Origin of the sequence: Micromonospora globbae, from assembly GCF_003610785.1 — a bacterium.
In the GTDB taxonomy this organism is placed as follows: Bacteria; Actinomycetota; Actinomycetes; order Mycobacteriales; family Micromonosporaceae; genus Micromonospora; species Micromonospora globbae.
The window spans coordinates 47,443-61,210 of record NZ_RAQQ01000002.1; the positions used below are offsets into that span (position 1 = coordinate 47,443).

The following is a 13,768-nucleotide window of genomic DNA, read 5'->3' on the forward strand; positions in this document are numbered from 1 at the left end:
AGATCGCGGAGTTGGTCGAGGGCGTGACGACACGAAGGAGCGTCGCCTGATGCCGCAGGGCAAGCCGTCCCACGTACCCGCCGACGGGCTCACCACCCGGCAGCGCCGCAACCGCCCGCTGCTCGTCGTCCACACCGGACAGATGAAGGGCAAGTCGACGGCCGCCTTCGGCCTGGCGCTGCGGGCCTGGACCGCCGGGCTGCCGATCGGCGTCTTCCAGTTCGTCAAGAGCGCCAAGTGGCGGGTGGGGGAGGAGAACGCGTTCCGCGCGCTCGGCGAGGTCCACGAGCGCACCGGCCAGGGCGCCCCGGTGACCTGGCACAAGATGGGCGAGGGCTGGTCCTGGATCCAGCGGGGCGACCGCGCCGACCACGCCGCCGACGCCCTCGAGGGGTGGCGGCAGATCCAGCGCGACCTGGCCGCCCAGCGGTACGGGCTCTACGTGCTCGACGAGTTCACCTACCCGATGAAGTGGGGCTGGGTGGACGTCGAGGAGGTGGTCGAGACGCTCGCCGGCCGCCCCGGCTTCCAGCACGTGGTCATCACGGGCCGGGACGCCCACCCCCGCCTCGTCGAGGCGGCCGACCTCGTGGCCGAGCTCACCAAGATCAAGCACCCGATGGACGCCGGCCAGAAGGGGCAGAAGGGCATCGAGTGGTGACACCCGGGCCCGCCGACGTGCCGGCCGGGTCCGCCGACGTGCCGGCCGGGTCCGCCGACGTGCCGGCCGGGTCCGGGCCGCGCGCCCGGCCGTCCGGTGCGGCGCGCCGCCACCCGGGGGAGCCCACCCCGCCGTGGGCGCTGCCCCGCGTGGTGGTCGCCGCGCCGGCCAGCGGGCACGGCAAGACCACGGTGGCGACCGGCCTGCTGGCCGCGCTGCGCCGCCGCGGTCTCGCCGTGAGCCCGCACAAGGTCGGTCCCGACTACATCGACCCCGGCTACCACGCGCTCGCGGCCGGCCGTCCCGGCCGCAACCTCGATCCGTGGCTGGTCGGCGAGGAGCGGATCGCGCCGCTGCTGCGGCACGGGGCGCGCACCCCCGTCCCCGCCGACATAGCTGTCATCGAGGGCGTCATGGGGCTGCACGACGGGGCGGTCGGCCGCCGCGGGTACGCCTCCACCGCCCACGTCGCCCGGCTGGTCGACGCCCCGGTGCTGCTCGTGCTGGACACGACGGCCCAGGGCCGTTCGGCCGCCGCGACGGCGCTGGGCATGGCCGCCTTCGACCCGCGCGTCCGGCTCGGCGGCGTGATCCTCAACCGGGTCGGCTCGCCCCGGCACGAGCGCCTGCTGCGCGACGCGTTCGCCGAGGTGGGCGTGCCGGTCCTGGGGGCGCTCGCCCGGACCGCCGAGGTGGCCGCGCCGGCACGGCACCTCGGCCTCGTCCCGGTCGCGGAACGCGCGCCGGAATCCGTCGCCGTGGTCGACGCGCTCGCCGACCTCGTCGAGTCCACCGTCGACGTCGACGCGGTGCGCGACCTGGCGCGCACCGCACCGCCGCTCACCGCGCCGGCGTGGGAGCCGGTCACCGCCGTCGGCGGCCCCGCCGGCACCACCCGTCCGGTGGTCGCGGTCGCCGGCGGTCCGGCGTTCACCTTCGCGTACGCGGAGACCGCCGAACTGCTCACCGCCGCCGGCGCCCGCGTGGTCACCGTGGACCCGCTGCGCGACCCGGCGCTGCCCGCCGGCACCCGCGCCGTGGTGATCGGCGGCGGCTTCCCCGAGGCGTACGCCGAGCGGCTCGCCGCCAACACGGCGCTCCGCGCCGAGCTGGCCGGCTTCGGCGGCCCGGTGGTCGCCGAGTGCGCCGGCCTGCTCTACCTCGGCCGGTCCCTCGACGGTGTGCCCATGTGCGGCCGGCTGGACCTCGCCGCCCGGATGACCGGCACGCTCACCCTCGGCTACCGCGCGGCGGTCGCCGCCGCCGACTCGCCGCTCGCCGGCGCCGGCGACCCGGTACGCGGCCACGAGTTCCACCGCACCGTCACCGATCCCCGCCACGGCGACCGCCCGGCCTGGCGCTGGGACGGCGCCGCGCACGGCTTCGTCGACGGCCTCGTGCACGCCTCCTACCTGCACACGCACTGGGCGGGCCACCCCGGGGCCGCCCGGCGGCTGGTCGAGGCGGCGGCCCGCTGACCACGCCGCCCGTCCGGCGTTCCCCACCACCCCGAAGGAGTCCGATGAGTTCGACGACCCTCACCACCGCGCCGCCGGTCGGCCGGTGGAGCCGCGCCGAGCGGGTACGCCTCGGCGGCATCGTGCTCGCCGTCGCCGTGCTGCACGTCGCCGGCTGGAGCCTCTACCTGTACTGGAACAACCAGCCCGTGGCCGCCGGCGGGCTGGCCGGCGCGGGCACGCTCGCGTACGTGCTCGGGGTGCGGCACGCCTTCGACGCCGACCACATCGCGGCGATCGACGACACCACCCGGATCATGCTGCTGCGCGGCCGGCGGCCCGTCGGGGTCGGCTTCTTCTTCGCGCTCGGGCACAGCGCCGTGGTGCTGCTGCTGGCCCTCGTGGTCGGGCTCGCCTCGGCCAACCTGACCGGGCCCCGGCTGGCCGGCGTCCGGGAGGTCGGCGCGACCGTCGCGATCGTCACGGCGACCGCGTTCCTGGCGCTGGTGGCGCTGCTCAACGCGGCGGTCCTCGCCGGGCTGGCCCGGTTGTGGCGGCGGCTGCGCCACGGCGAGCTGGACGAGCGGGAACTCGACCTCCAGCTGCTCAACCGCGGCCTCGTGCAGCGGGTGCTCGGTTCCCGGGCCCGCTCGCTGGTGCGCTCCTCGTGGCACATGGCGCCGGTCGGGTTCCTCTTCGGCCTCGGCCTGGAGACCGCCAGCGAGGTCACGCTGCTCGCCCTGTCGGCCAGCACCGCCGCCGGCGGGGGCCTGCCGGTGCTGGCGCTGCTCACGCTGCCGCTGCTGTTCGCGGCCGGCATGTCCGCCATGGACACCGCCGACAGCCTGCTGATGAGCCGGGCGTACTCGTGGGCGTACCGGCACCCGGCCCGGCGGCTCTACTACAACCTGGCCACGACCGGCATGACCGTGCTCGTCGGCGGCGTGGTGGCCACCGTCTACGGCGCCGGGCTGCTGGTCGAGCACCTGGACGTGCGGGTGCTCGCCGGGTACGCCGGTGTCGCCGACCACTTCGAGCAGCTCGGCTACGTGGTGGTGGGGCTCTTCGTGGTCTCGTGGGTCGGCGCGGTGGCGCTGTGGAAGCTGCGCGGCTACGACCGTCGCTACGGCGGGGGCGCCGCCGACTGAGGGTGTCGGCGAGGGGCCGAGCCCAACGGATGGGCCCCGCTCACCGCTCAGCCGGCGAGGGTCCGGGTGAGCGTGTAGCCGACGGTGGCCGCGGCCAGGCCGGCGGCGACGCTGCCCAGCACGTTCACGAGAGCGGGCAGCCGGCCGCCGGCCCGGGCCAGTTGCAGCGTCTCGTAGCTCAGCGTGGACCAGGTGGTGAGCGCGCCACAGAACCCGGTGCCGAGCAGCGCGCCGACGGCCGGGCCGGTCGGGAGCCCGGCCAGCGCGCCGAGCAGCAGCGAGCCGGCCACGTTGACGGTCAGCGTGCCCCAGGGGAAGGCCGAGCCGAACCGGGCCTGCACCGCCCGGTCGGTGAGGTAGCGCAGCGGCGCGCCGACGGCCGCGCCCAGCGCGACGAGGAGCACGGTCACCGGGCACCCCGGGACAGCAGCCGTCCGGTGAGCGTGTCGCCGGCCCAGACGGCGAACAACGCCCCCACGACGGTCGCCGCCAGGTAGGCCAGCGCGGTCGCGGGGGCGCCGGCGACGAGTGCCGCGTGCACGTCGACGGCGTACGTCGAGAACGTGGTGAAGCCGCCGAGCACGCCGACACCGAGGAACGGACGGGCCAGTGGCGGACCGCCGCCGGCCGCCCGCAGCACCGCCATGAGCACGCCGATGAGCAGGCACCCGCTCACGTTGACGCCGAACGTCGCCCAGGCGAAGGTGGCCGGGCCGTGCGGGAAGGCGGCCTGGAGGCCGGCGCGCGCCAGCGCGCCGAGCACCCCGCCCGCGGCGATCGCGCCGAGCACGGCGGCCGGGTGCGCGGCGACCTCCCGGCGGTCACGCGGCACCCGCAGGTCGACGTCGGGGTCGACCCGCCGGCCCGCTCCGTCCGCCACCCGTACCCTCCCGGTCTCCGCCGCGACCGGCCCGCGGCGCGGTCCGCCCCGTGCCGTCGCGGCCGGTCGCCCGCGCCCCGGCCCGGGACCACCGTCCGCACGGCGGTGCGGGGTCGCGGGGTCAGGATAGGCCCGCGGCCGGCCGGGCCGGTCAGCGGACGGCGACGACCGCGGCGTCGGCGCCGCCGCGCCAGAGCGTGCCGACCTCGGTGTATCCGGCGTCGGTGAGGGCGGTCAGGTGCCAGGACGCCGGCGGGGTCCACTCCGGGCTGTGCCCGCTCGGGTAGATGGCGTGCCGGCGCTCGACCAGCGGGGCGAGGGCCGGGTCGGCGGCGGCCCGCTCCCACCACTGCGACCAGGACAGGGCCGCGCCGGCGGCGTACCGGGCCGTGCGGCGGGCCTCGGCGCGGGCCGCGAGCCGCTTGGTCAGCCCCGGCAGGGCGTCGTCGGGCATGTGGTCGGCGTTGACGAGGATGCCGCCCGGGCGCAGCACGTCACGGATCTCGGCGTAGAGGCGGGCGAGCCGGTCGGCCGGCAGCCAGTGCAGGGCGGTGGCGGTGAGGACGGCGTCGTACTCGCGGTGGGGGAGCCCGGCGACCCAGTCGGGACGGCCGAGGTCGGCGGTGACGACGGTGGCGCGACCGGCGAGGGACGCCTCGGCGATGGCGAGCAGGGCCGGGTCGAGGTCGAGCAGGGTCACGTCGGCGCCCGGGAAGCGGGCCAGGGTGCGCAGCGAGATGGTGCCGGTGCCGCCGGCGAGGTCGAGCAGGCGCGGGGGTGCGCCGTCGGTGGTCGCGTCGACCGCGTCGAGCATGGCGGCGAACCGGTGCTCCCGGTCCGGCAGGTACGCCTCCTGCTGCCGGTCCCAGCTCTCCTGCCAGGCGGACGCGTCGGTGATGTAAGGGCTCATGCCCCATGAGGCTAGTTACCAGGCGGACCGCCGTCCAGACCTTGTTGCCAGTTATTTGCAACAAGCCTCGGGCGGCGGTCCGGGTGCGGGTCGGGCGGGCTCAGGCCACCGTCGCCGGCTCCCGGGACGCCTCGGTCGCCGGACGCGATGACCGGCGCCGGTCCAGGCGCAGCGCGACGAGCAGGACGCCGAGACCGGCCAGGGTGAGACCGGCGCCCGCCCAGATCGGGGAGGTGTAGCCGAGGCCCGCCGCGATGGTGAGGCCGCCGACCCACGCGCCGAGCGCGTTGCCGACGTTGAAGGCGGCGATGTTGGCGCCCGAGGCGAGGGTGGGCGCCTCGTTCGCGTACCGCATGATCCGCATCTGCAGCGGTGGCACGGTGGCGAAACCGAAGCCGCCCATCAGCACCAGGGCCGCGATCGTGAGCGGCCGGCTGCCGGCGGTCAGGGCGAACCCGGCCAGCACCACGGTGAGCGCGGCCAGGACGACGACGAGGGTCCGCGACAGCGAGACGTCGGCCGCCCGGCCGCCCAGCAGGTTGCCGGCGAACAGGCCCACGCCGAAGAGCACCAGCAGCCACGGCACGGCGCCCGAGGCGAACCCGCTCACCTCGGTGAGGGTGAACGCGATGTAGGTGAAGGCGCCGAACATGCCGCCGAAGCCGAGGACGGTGATCACCAGCGAGAGCCAGACCTGCGGGTGGGTGAAGGCGCGCAGCTCGCCGCGGAGCCCGCCGGCCGGAGCGTCGGCGCTCGCGCGGGCCGGTACGAGCGCGGCCAGGCCGATCAGCGCGACCACCCCGATGCCGGTGATCGCCCAGAACGTCGAGCGCCAGCCGAGGTGCTGGCCCAGCAGCGTGCCGAACGGCACCCCGAGCACGTTGGCGATGGTCAGCCCGGCGAACATCAGCGCGATGGCGCCCGCCCGGCGTGCGGGGGCGACCAGCCCGGCGGCGACCACCGCGCCGATGCCGAAGAAGGCGCCGTGGCAGAGCGCGGCGACGACGCGGCCGACCATCATCGTCGGGTAGTCGCCGGCGACGGCGGAGAGCAGGTTGCCGACGATGAAGAGCACCATGAGGCCGAGCAGCACCTGCTTGCGGGGCAGGCGGGTGACGGCGGCGGTCAGGGCCACCCCGCCGACGGCGACGCTCAGGGCGTAGCCGGAGATCAGCCAGCCGGCGACCGGCTCGCTGACGGCGAAGTCGGCGGCGACCTCGGGCAGCAGGCCCATGATCACGAACTCGGTGAGCCCGATGCCGAAGGCGCCGATGGCCAGCGCGAGCAGGCCACCGGGCAGGGACTGGGAACGTACGGACATGGTCCATCCCGTCGAGGAACAAGATTGCAGGCGTGTGCAACTACACGCGTGGACAACGAGATAGTTGCACGCGCTTCATACCTGCGCAAGCGTGCTAGCCTGGCGAGCGATCCGCATCACGGGAGGTGGCGGCATGGGCATCGCCGACGACGCCGTGGAGATCCGCGCGCAGGGCTGGCGTACGCTCGCCGCCCTGCACGGGCTCATCGAGACGGCCCTGGAGCGGGCGTTGCAGGCCGAGCACGACCTCTCCGTGGTCGAGTACACGGTGCTCGACGCGCTCTCCCGGCAGCACGGCTGGCACATGCGCATGCGCCAGCTCGCCCGGGCCGCGGCGCTCTCGGGCAGCGCCACCACCCGCCTCGTCACCCGGCTGGAGGAGCGGGGGCTGCTCACCCGGGTCCTGTGCGCCGACGACCGGCGCGGCATCTACACCGAGCTGACCCCGGCCGGGTGCGACCTGCTCGCCCGCGCCCGGCCCACCCACGACCGGGTGCTCGCCGACGCGCTGGCCGAGGCCGAGGCGACCCCGGAACTCGCTCCCCTCGTCGACGCGCTGCACCGGCTGCCGACCCCCGGCTGACCGCCGCGCCGACCCCCCTGGCTGACCACCGCGCCCGCGCCACGCCGACCCCCGGGCTGACCACCGCGCCCGCGCCACGCCGACCCGCCGTTTCGCCGTCGCCGGCCCGGGGCACATGCCCGGCCAGGATCGTCGAAGAGGGGGTTCGTGATGGCGCAGACCACCACGTCGACCGGCCGGGCGTCCGGCCACACATCGGGACGGGAGGGCTCCGGCCGCCGCTCCGGGCCGCCCTTCCGCAAGCCGCGCTGGCCCAAGGCGTACGCGTTCGCGCTCGTCACGGGCGCCCTGTTCCTCGTCTCCTGGATCGGCCAGTTCGTGTTCCAGATGGCCGTGGAGAGCAACGAGGCGAGCCAGCACGGGCAGTCCTTCGCCTGGACCGAGTTCCTGCCGCAGTTCTTCGCGTCGACCCTGGAGAACTGGCAGTCGGAGTTCCTCCAGCTCGTCTGGCAGGCGGCCGGCCTCGCCCTCTTCTACTACTGGGGCTCCTCCCAGTCCCGGGAGTCCGACGAGCGGATCGAGGCGAAGCTCGACGCGCTGCTGCGCGAGCGGGGGATGGACCCGGAGAACCCGGACGGGGCACCGCAACCGGCCGCCTGACCGGTCCGCCGGCGAAAACGGCCGTCCGCCCCCCGGCACGGGCGTCCCGGCGCGGGCGTACGGTACCGGGTCAGCGAGCACGGACCCGGCCGTGACGGCGGGTGGACAGGAGGCAGCCGATGCAGGACCGGACCCCTCGACCCGAGGACCTGGAGCCGATCGAGCGGGCCAGCGTGGACGAGCTGCGCGCGCTGCAGCTCGAGCGGCTGCGCTGGTCGCTGCGGCACGCGTACGACAACGTGCCGCACTACCGGCGGGCGTTCGAGGCCGCCGGCGTGCATCCCGACGACTGCCGGGACCTCGGCGACCTGGCCCGGTTCCCGTTCACCGGCAAGGCGGAGCTGCGGGAGAACTACCCGTTCGGCATGTTCGCGGTGCCCCGCGAGCGGATCGCCCGGGTGCACGCCTCCTCCGGCACCACCGGCCGGCCCACCGTCGTCGGCTACACCCGCGACGACCTGACCACGTGGGCCCGGCTGATGGCGCGGTCGATCCGCGCCTCCGGCGGCCGGCCGGGCGACCGGGTGCACGTCGCATACGGCTACGGCCTGTTCACCGGCGGCCTCGGCGCGCACTACGGCGCCGAGGAGCTGGGCTGCACGGTCATCCCCGTCTCGGGCGGCATGACCGAGCGGCAGGTGATGCTGATCCGCGACTTCGAACCCGAGATCATCATGGTCACCCCCAGCTACATGCTCGCCATCATCGACGAGATGCAGCGGCAGGGCGTCGACCCGCGGACGACCTCGTTGCAGATCGGCATCTTCGGCGCCGAGCCGTGGACCGAGGACATGCGCCGGGAGATGGAGCAGCGGCTCGACATGCACGCCCTGGACATCTACGGGCTCTCCGAGGTGATGGGCCCCGGCGTCGCCACCGAGTGCGTGGAGACCAAGGACGGTCTGCACCTGTGGGAGGACCACTTCTACCCGGAGATCATCGACCCGGTCACCGGCGAGGTGCTGCCCGACGGCGAGCGCGGTGAGTTGGTCCTCACCTCGCTCACCAAGGAGGCGATGCCGGTCGTGCGCTACCGCACCCGCGACCTGACCCGCCTGCTGCCGGGCACCGCCCGCCCGATGCGCCGCATCGAGAAGATCACCGGGCGGACCGACGACATGATGATCGTGCGCGGGGTGAACGTGTTCCCGACCCAGATCGAGGAGCTGATCCTGCGTACGCCCGAACTCTCCCCGCACTTCCAGTGCGTGCTCGACCGGCAGGGGCGGATGGACACCCTCACGGTGCGGGTCGAACGGCGGGCCGGCGTGGCCGTGGACGCCGCCGAGCGGGCCGGCGCCGCGCTGGTGGGCCTCGTGAAGAACACCATCGGGGTGAGCGTGGGGGTCGAGGTGATCGCCCCGGACGGGGTGGAGCGCTCGATGGGCAAGATGCGGCGCATCGTCGACCAGCGGCGGGCGGGCTGACGTGGGGAACGAGCGCAACGCCGCGCACGACATGTTCGACGCCGACGTGGCCTCGCGCGGGCTCGGCATCGAACTCGTCGAGGCCGCCGACGGCGCCGCCGTGGCGCGGATGCCGGTGACCGAGGCCATGCTCAACGGCCACGCCATCGCGCACGGCGGCTTCGTGTTCCTGCTGGCCGACACCGCGTTCGCGCTGGCGTGCAACAGCTGGGGGCCGGTGACCGTCGCGGCCGGGGGCGAGATCAGCTTCGTCCGGCCGGTACGCGCCGGTGACGTCCTGACCGCGCGGGCCACCGAGCGCACCCGGTACGGCCGCAGCGGCATCTACGACGTCACGGTCACCCGCGACGACGGCGCGGTGGTCGCCGAGTTCCGGGGCCGCAGCCGTACGCTCGCCGACCGGTCCCGCGCCGACGGCACCCCGGCCGACGCGACCGCCGGCCGCTGATCCGCCCCGCGCGGGACCGTCCGTCACCGACCGTCCGCATAGGATCGCCGCATGCGCGTCCTGGTGGTCTCCGCGCCGCTGGTCGGTCACGTCTTCCTCCTGGTGCCGCTCGCGCTGGCGCTGCGCGACGCCGGGCACGAGGTGCTGGTCGTCACCGGCGGCGAGGGGATGGCGGTGGCCGGCTCCGGCCTCCCGGTGCGCGACGTCGCGCCGGGCTTCGACTTCGGGCGGATCGCCCGTGGCGTCCTGCTCCGCCACCCGCTCGTCGCGCGGGCCGAGCTGGCCGGGACGGCCGGCACCCGGGGCGCGGGCCTGCTCTTCGGCGCGCTCAACGACCGGCTCACCGATCCGGTGGTCGCGCTGGCCACGACGTGGCGGCCCGACCTGGTGCTGCACGAGCCGTTCGCGGTGGCCGGCGCGGTGGCCGCGGCCCGCCTCGGCGTGCCGGCCGTACGCCAGGAGAACGCCCTCTTCGACGGCCGGGAGCTGGTCCGCGCGACCACCGCCCGGCTCACCGGCGCGCTGCGCCGCCACGGTGTCGCCGCGCTGCCGCCGCCGGCCGCCGCCATCGCCGTCGCCCCGCCCAGCGTGCTCGCCCAGGACGGCTGGCCGATGCGCTACGGCGCCTACCTCGGCGGCGGCGAGCTGCCGGACTGGCTGCGCGAGCCGGGCGAGCGACCCCGCGTGCTCGTGAGCCGCAGCACGCTCACCGGGCCGGGCGGCGGCGGGCCGATGGGCGCCGTGGTGGCCGCGGCCGCCCGCGTCGACGCCGAGTTCGTGCTGGTGCGCCCCGACCGCCGGTTGGCCGGCAGGGCACTGCCGCCAAACGTCCGGACGGTCGGTTGGATCCCGCTGCCCGCCGCGCTGCCGGCCAGCGCGGCCCTGGTGCACCACGGCGGCGCCGGCAGCGTCTACCACGCCCTCGCCGCCGGGGTGCCGCAGCTGGCCACCCCCGGCCCCGGCGACCGGCGGCACAACGCGGACCTGGTGGCGCGCCGGGGAGCCGGTCTCGCGCTCGCCCCGAAGGAGATCACCGCGGAGGCGCTCACCCGGCTGGTCGACGACCCGGCGCTGCGCCGGGCGGCGCGGGAGGTCGGCGACGAGATCGCCGCGATGCCCGACCCCGCCACGCTGGTCGGCCGGCTCGAAGCGCTGCGCTGACCGCCGAGGACGCGCCGGGGCGCGACGACCCGCGACCTGGCGACCGCGACCTGGCGACCTGGGACCGACGACCGTGGACCTGGCGGCCGGGCCGCACGGGCGTCCGCGCCCGTCCCGCGGCCCGGCGTCCCCGGCGCGACGGCCGGAATGCGGCAGGATGTCCGGATGGGACACGTCGTGCTCTTCCACTCCGTGTACGGGTTGCGTCCGGCGACCCTGGCCGCCGCCGACCGGCTCCGCGCCGCCGGCCACGAGGTCACCGTCCCCGACCTCTACGGCGTGCCCGCCGCCGGGACCGTCGAGGAGGGCTTCGCCCTGCTGGGGAAGGTCGGCGAGGACGCGGTGCTCGACCGGGCCCGGGCCGCCGTGGCGTCGCTGCCGCCGGAGACGGTGCTGGGCGGCTTCTCCATGGGCGCCGGGGTGGCCGGCGCCGTGCTCGCCGACCGCCCGGACGCGGCGGGGCTGCTGCTCCTGCACGGCACCGGTGGCGACCCGGCGACCGTCCGGCCCGGGCTGCCGGTGCAGCTGCACCTCGCCGAGCCGGACCCGTACGAGCCGCCGGAGGAGGTCGACGAGTGGCGGCGGGCGATGACCGGGGCGGGGGCCGCGCTGGAGGTGCACCGCTACCCGGGCGCCGGACACCTGTTCACCGACCCGGACGTGGCCGACCACGACCCGGTCGCGTCCGTGGCGACCTGGGCCCGCGTCCTCGCCTTCCTCGCCGGCCGTTGACGCCGGCGCCCCGACCGGCGACCCCGCTGTCGTCGGGTGCCGGTCAGGCGGCGGCCGCCGCCGGTTCCACTGCCGGTCCGGGGTCCGACGGGTCGAGCGCAACGGTGGGCCGTACGGGCGGCTGCGCGGCGCCGGTCGGCGCCCGCACGGCGTCCCCGGCCGGCGCGTCCCGGGCCGCGCCGCTCGACGCCGGGTCGCGTCCCGTGCCCCGCGCCGGCGGGTGAGTGCCGCGCCCGGCTGCGATCGGGCCGGGCGGCTCCGGAGCCGGTCCGGCGCCGTGCCAGCGGCCCGGCGCGGACCGGTCGATCCCGGGCGTCCCGCTGCCGGCCGCCGGGTAGCGGCCGTTGAACGGCATCGCGTCGAGGGACCGGACCCGCGGTGGCGGCGCCGCCTGGCGTACGGCGGATGCCCCGGGCGGCGCGTCCCTCGGTCCGGGAACCACGGCCGCCGGCGCGGGGACGGCCGCGACCGGGTGGACGGGCGGCACGTGCCGGCGGGCGGGCCGGGCGGGCGCCGCCGCCGGGCCGCCGACCGGGTCGAGGCGGCGGAGGCGGTGGGACAGCACCACGTCGACGGCCCGCTGACCGAACGTGGCCCGGAACCGGCGGGGCAGCCGGTCGGCGGCGACCCGGCGCAGCGCGGGCGACGCCAGCGCGTGCCCACCCGCGGGATCAGGGACCAGGAGACCGGCGGCGACCAGGGCGGCCAGCGCCGGCGGCAACCGCTCGGCCGGCCAGTCGAGCACCCGCGCGACCTCGTCCGCGGTGAACCCGGGAGGCAGGACGGCGGCGGCCATCAGCACCGCCCGGTGTGGACCGTCGAGCCGGTCCAGCTCGGCCCCGACCGCGCGGCGCAGGGCCTCCGGCAGTGGTGGCAGCGTCCGGTCGTCGCCGTCGGCGAGCGCCCGCACGTACGCGGCGGCGTGGCCGGGGTGGCCCCCGACCAGCGGGAGCAGGCGGGTGACCAGGCGCAGCGGCTGCTCGGCGCGGATCAGCAGGTGGCGCAGCAGCCGGCCGGTCTGCACGGGGGTGAGCGGGCGCAGCGGCACCCGGTGGTGCCGCTGTGCGGCCACGGGCAGCACGTCCGCCCGGTCGGGCCGGTGCAGCGTCACCACGGCCAGCGGCAGCCCCCGCGCGGCCGCCGCGACGAACAGCGAGTGCAGGAACCGGTCGACCGCGGGCGCGGCCCGGTCCAGGTCGTCGACCGCCACCACCACGGGACCGCGGGCCGCCACCCGCAGCAGCAGCTCCTGGCACCAGGCGGCGCCCGCCGTGGCCTGGCCGTCGGGCACGTCGAGCAGCCGTTCCAGCGCCGGCAGGGCGGTCGCCAGCCGGGCCGGCGGGAGCAGCCCGGCCAGGGTGCCGGCCCACCCGGCGCCCGGCGCGCCGGAGCCGGCGAGCGCGCGCAGCAGCTGCGCGACCGGGGCCAGCGGCTCGTCCGGGTACGGCGGGCAGGACGCCACGCACCAGCGGACCGGCGTCCCGTCGACGGCGTCGAGCGACCGGACCAGGTCGTGCAGCAGCCGGCTGCGGCCGCTCCCGGCAGGGCCCACCACCGACACCCACCGCGGGCTGCGGTCGCGCACGGCGCGCAGGATCCGGTCCCGGGCGCCGGCCAGCTCGCGCCGGCGCCCCACGAGCGGGGCGTCGTGGCGTACGGCCGCCGGCCCGGCCGGCCCGACCGCGTGCCAGACGCCCACGGGGGGCACCCGGCCCGCCACCGTGACCGGGGTGAGCCGCCGGTAGGTCACCGTCCCCGCGGTGGCCCGGTGGGTGGCCGCGCAGCAGACGACCGCGCCCGGCGGGGCGTACTCCTGGAGGCGTGCCGCGGTCGTGATGACCGCGCCGCTCGCGGCGCCGTGCCCGCCGTCGCGCGCCGCGCCCAGGTCGACCACGGCCTCGCCGGTGGCCACGCCGACCCGGACCCGCAGGGTGGCCCCTCCCGGCAGCGGCCGCCGGTCCAGCTCCCGCTGGATCTCCAGCCCCGCCCGGACCGCGCGGTACGCGTCGAACCCGTCGGACTCGCGGGCGCCGAAGAGTGCCATCACCGCGTCGCCGATGTACTTCTCCACCACGCCGTGCCAGCGGCGCAGCACTCCCGCCACGGTGTCGAAGTACGCCCGCTGCACGGCGCGTACGTCCTCCGGGTCCAGCCGGTCCACCAGCGCCGTCGACCCGACGATGTCGGCGAACAGCACGGTGACCGTGCGCCTCTCCTCGGGCACGGGCCAGCGTGGCGACGGGACCCGCGGCGCGGCAGCGACGAACGTGGACATGGCCTCGCACCTGCCCTTCCCCCGGTTGGCGGCTGATGACCCTCGGAGACTCGCACTCCCGCGCCGACCGGGGATCCGTAGGACGACGTATGTCGGCCGCGCGCAACCTTCGGTCGCAATGTCGACGCGAGGAGTACCACATGGGGGAAACGGACGTAGAACGGT

14 protein-coding genes are annotated in these 13,768 nt (G+C 76.7%); 9 read left to right on the top strand and 5 right to left on the bottom strand.

Translation table 11 applies throughout. The features are described 5' to 3' along the window. Positions 1-49: 49 nt before the first annotated feature. From cobO to D7I43_RS02610, 3 genes are all read left to right on the top strand, one after another. The gene (gene cobO, locus D7I43_RS02600; RefSeq protein WP_120326748.1) at positions 50-661 is read left to right on the top strand and encodes a cob(I)yrinic acid a,c-diamide adenosyltransferase; all 612 of its coding nucleotides are present in this window, start codon (positions 50-52) and stop codon (positions 659-661) included. Positions 662-801: 140 nt separating this feature from the next. Continuing rightward, positions 802-2,139: a cobyrinic acid a,c-diamide synthase CobB gene (locus D7I43_RS02605; RefSeq protein WP_240032789.1), complete on the top strand. Its 1,338-nt coding sequence runs from the start codon at positions 802-804 to the stop codon at positions 2,137-2,139. A gap of 44 nt (positions 2,140-2,183) precedes the next feature. Then, positions 2,184-3,266: a HoxN/HupN/NixA family nickel/cobalt transporter gene (locus D7I43_RS02610; protein WP_120326749.1), complete on the top strand. Its 1,083-nt coding sequence runs from the start codon at positions 2,184-2,186 to the stop codon at positions 3,264-3,266. A gap of 47 nt (positions 3,267-3,313) precedes the next feature. On the opposite strand, the gene crcB is transcribed toward D7I43_RS02610, so the two are convergent. The 4 genes from crcB to D7I43_RS02630 all read right to left on the bottom strand — a co-directional run bounded on the left by crcB (position 3,314) and on the right by D7I43_RS02630 (position 6,377). After that, entirely contained in the window at positions 3,314-3,676 is a 363-nt protein-coding gene (gene crcB / locus D7I43_RS02615) for a fluoride efflux transporter CrcB (RefSeq protein WP_120326750.1), read from the bottom strand. Further along, positions 3,673-4,146: a fluoride efflux transporter FluC gene (locus D7I43_RS02620; protein ID WP_120326751.1), complete on the bottom strand. Its 474-nt coding sequence runs from the start codon at positions 4,144-4,146 to the stop codon at positions 3,673-3,675. The genes crcB and D7I43_RS02620 overlap by 4 nt, the downstream gene beginning before the upstream one ends. Positions 4,147-4,297: 151 nt before the next feature. After that, positions 4,298-5,056: a class I SAM-dependent methyltransferase gene (locus D7I43_RS02625; protein ID WP_120326752.1), complete on the bottom strand. Its 759-nt coding sequence runs from the start codon at positions 5,054-5,056 to the stop codon at positions 4,298-4,300. Positions 5,057-5,156: 100 nt separating this feature from the next. Next, complete coding sequence (locus D7I43_RS02630; RefSeq protein WP_240032775.1) at positions 5,157-6,377, bottom strand: MFS transporter; 1,221 nt, start codon at positions 6,375-6,377, stop codon at positions 5,157-5,159. A 133-nt stretch (positions 6,378-6,510) separates the two neighbouring features. Between D7I43_RS02630 and D7I43_RS02635 the strand changes: the two genes are divergently transcribed. The 6 genes from D7I43_RS02635 to D7I43_RS02660 all read left to right on the top strand — a co-directional run bounded on the left by D7I43_RS02635 (position 6,511) and on the right by D7I43_RS02660 (position 11,328). Beyond that, entirely contained in the window at positions 6,511-6,960 is a 450-nt protein-coding gene (locus D7I43_RS02635) for a MarR family winged helix-turn-helix transcriptional regulator (RefSeq protein WP_120326753.1), read from the top strand. 150 nt (positions 6,961-7,110) lie between these two features. Next, entirely contained in the window at positions 7,111-7,560 is a 450-nt protein-coding gene (locus D7I43_RS02640; protein ID WP_120326754.1) for a DUF6766 family protein, read from the top strand. 119 nt (positions 7,561-7,679) lie between these two features. Next, positions 7,680-8,987, top strand: coding sequence for a phenylacetate--CoA ligase PaaK (gene paaK, locus D7I43_RS02645; RefSeq protein WP_120326755.1), 1,308 nt, complete (start codon positions 7,680-7,682; stop codon positions 8,985-8,987). Between the two features lie 31 nt (positions 8,988-9,018). Beyond that, positions 9,019-9,435: a hydroxyphenylacetyl-CoA thioesterase PaaI gene (gene paaI, locus D7I43_RS02650; RefSeq protein ID WP_120327063.1), complete on the top strand. Its 417-nt coding sequence runs from the start codon at positions 9,019-9,021 to the stop codon at positions 9,433-9,435. 51 nt (positions 9,436-9,486) lie between these two features. Then, on the top strand, positions 9,487-10,596 hold the full coding sequence (locus tag D7I43_RS02655) for a nucleotide disphospho-sugar-binding domain-containing protein (protein WP_120326756.1): 1,110 nt from the start codon (positions 9,487-9,489) through the stop codon (positions 10,594-10,596). Positions 10,597-10,743: 147 nt separating this feature from the next. After that, a complete protein-coding gene (locus D7I43_RS02660) occupies positions 10,744-11,328 on the top strand; it encodes a dienelactone hydrolase family protein (protein ID WP_120326757.1) in 585 nt (194 codons plus the stop codon). Positions 11,329-11,371: 43 nt separating this feature from the next. Here the strand turns inward: D7I43_RS02660 and D7I43_RS02665 are convergent, their stop codons facing one another. Further along, complete coding sequence (locus tag D7I43_RS02665; protein ID WP_192902046.1) at positions 11,372-13,603, bottom strand: adenylate/guanylate cyclase domain-containing protein; 2,232 nt, start codon at positions 13,601-13,603, stop codon at positions 11,372-11,374. Positions 13,604-13,768: the final 165 nt, after the last annotated feature.

What these genes read in the sequence shown, in the direction of transcription:
- D7I43_RS02625 (WP_120326752.1), bottom strand. Translation starts at nt 5,056, where the DNA reads ATGAGCCCTTACATCACCGACGCGTCCGCCTGGCAGGAGAGCTGGGAC.
- paaK (WP_120326755.1), top strand. Translation starts at nt 7,680, where the DNA reads ATGCAGGACCGGACCCCTCGACCCGAGGACCTGGAGCCGATCGAGCGG.
- paaI (WP_120327063.1), top strand. Translation starts at nt 9,019, where the DNA reads ATGTTCGACGCCGACGTGGCCTCGCGCGGGCTCGGCATCGAACTCGTC.
- D7I43_RS02655 (WP_120326756.1), top strand. Translation starts at nt 9,487, where the DNA reads ATGCGCGTCCTGGTGGTCTCCGCGCCGCTGGTCGGTCACGTCTTCCTC.
- D7I43_RS02630 (WP_240032775.1), bottom strand. Translation starts at nt 6,377, where the DNA reads ATGTCCGTACGTTCCCAGTCCCTGCCCGGTGGCCTGCTCGCGCTGGCC.
- D7I43_RS02660 (WP_120326757.1), top strand. Translation starts at nt 10,744, where the DNA reads ATGCGGCAGGATGTCCGGATGGGACACGTCGTGCTCTTCCACTCCGTG.
- D7I43_RS02640 (WP_120326754.1), top strand. Translation starts at nt 7,111, where the DNA reads ATGGCGCAGACCACCACGTCGACCGGCCGGGCGTCCGGCCACACATCG.
- D7I43_RS02665 (WP_192902046.1), bottom strand. Translation starts at nt 13,603, where the DNA reads ATGTCCACGTTCGTCGCTGCCGCGCCGCGGGTCCCGTCGCCACGCTGG.
- D7I43_RS02635 (WP_120326753.1), top strand. Translation starts at nt 6,511, where the DNA reads ATGGGCATCGCCGACGACGCCGTGGAGATCCGCGCGCAGGGCTGGCGT.
- D7I43_RS02610 (WP_120326749.1), top strand. Translation starts at nt 2,184, where the DNA reads ATGAGTTCGACGACCCTCACCACCGCGCCGCCGGTCGGCCGGTGGAGC.
- cobO (WP_120326748.1), top strand. Translation starts at nt 50, where the DNA reads ATGCCGCAGGGCAAGCCGTCCCACGTACCCGCCGACGGGCTCACCACC.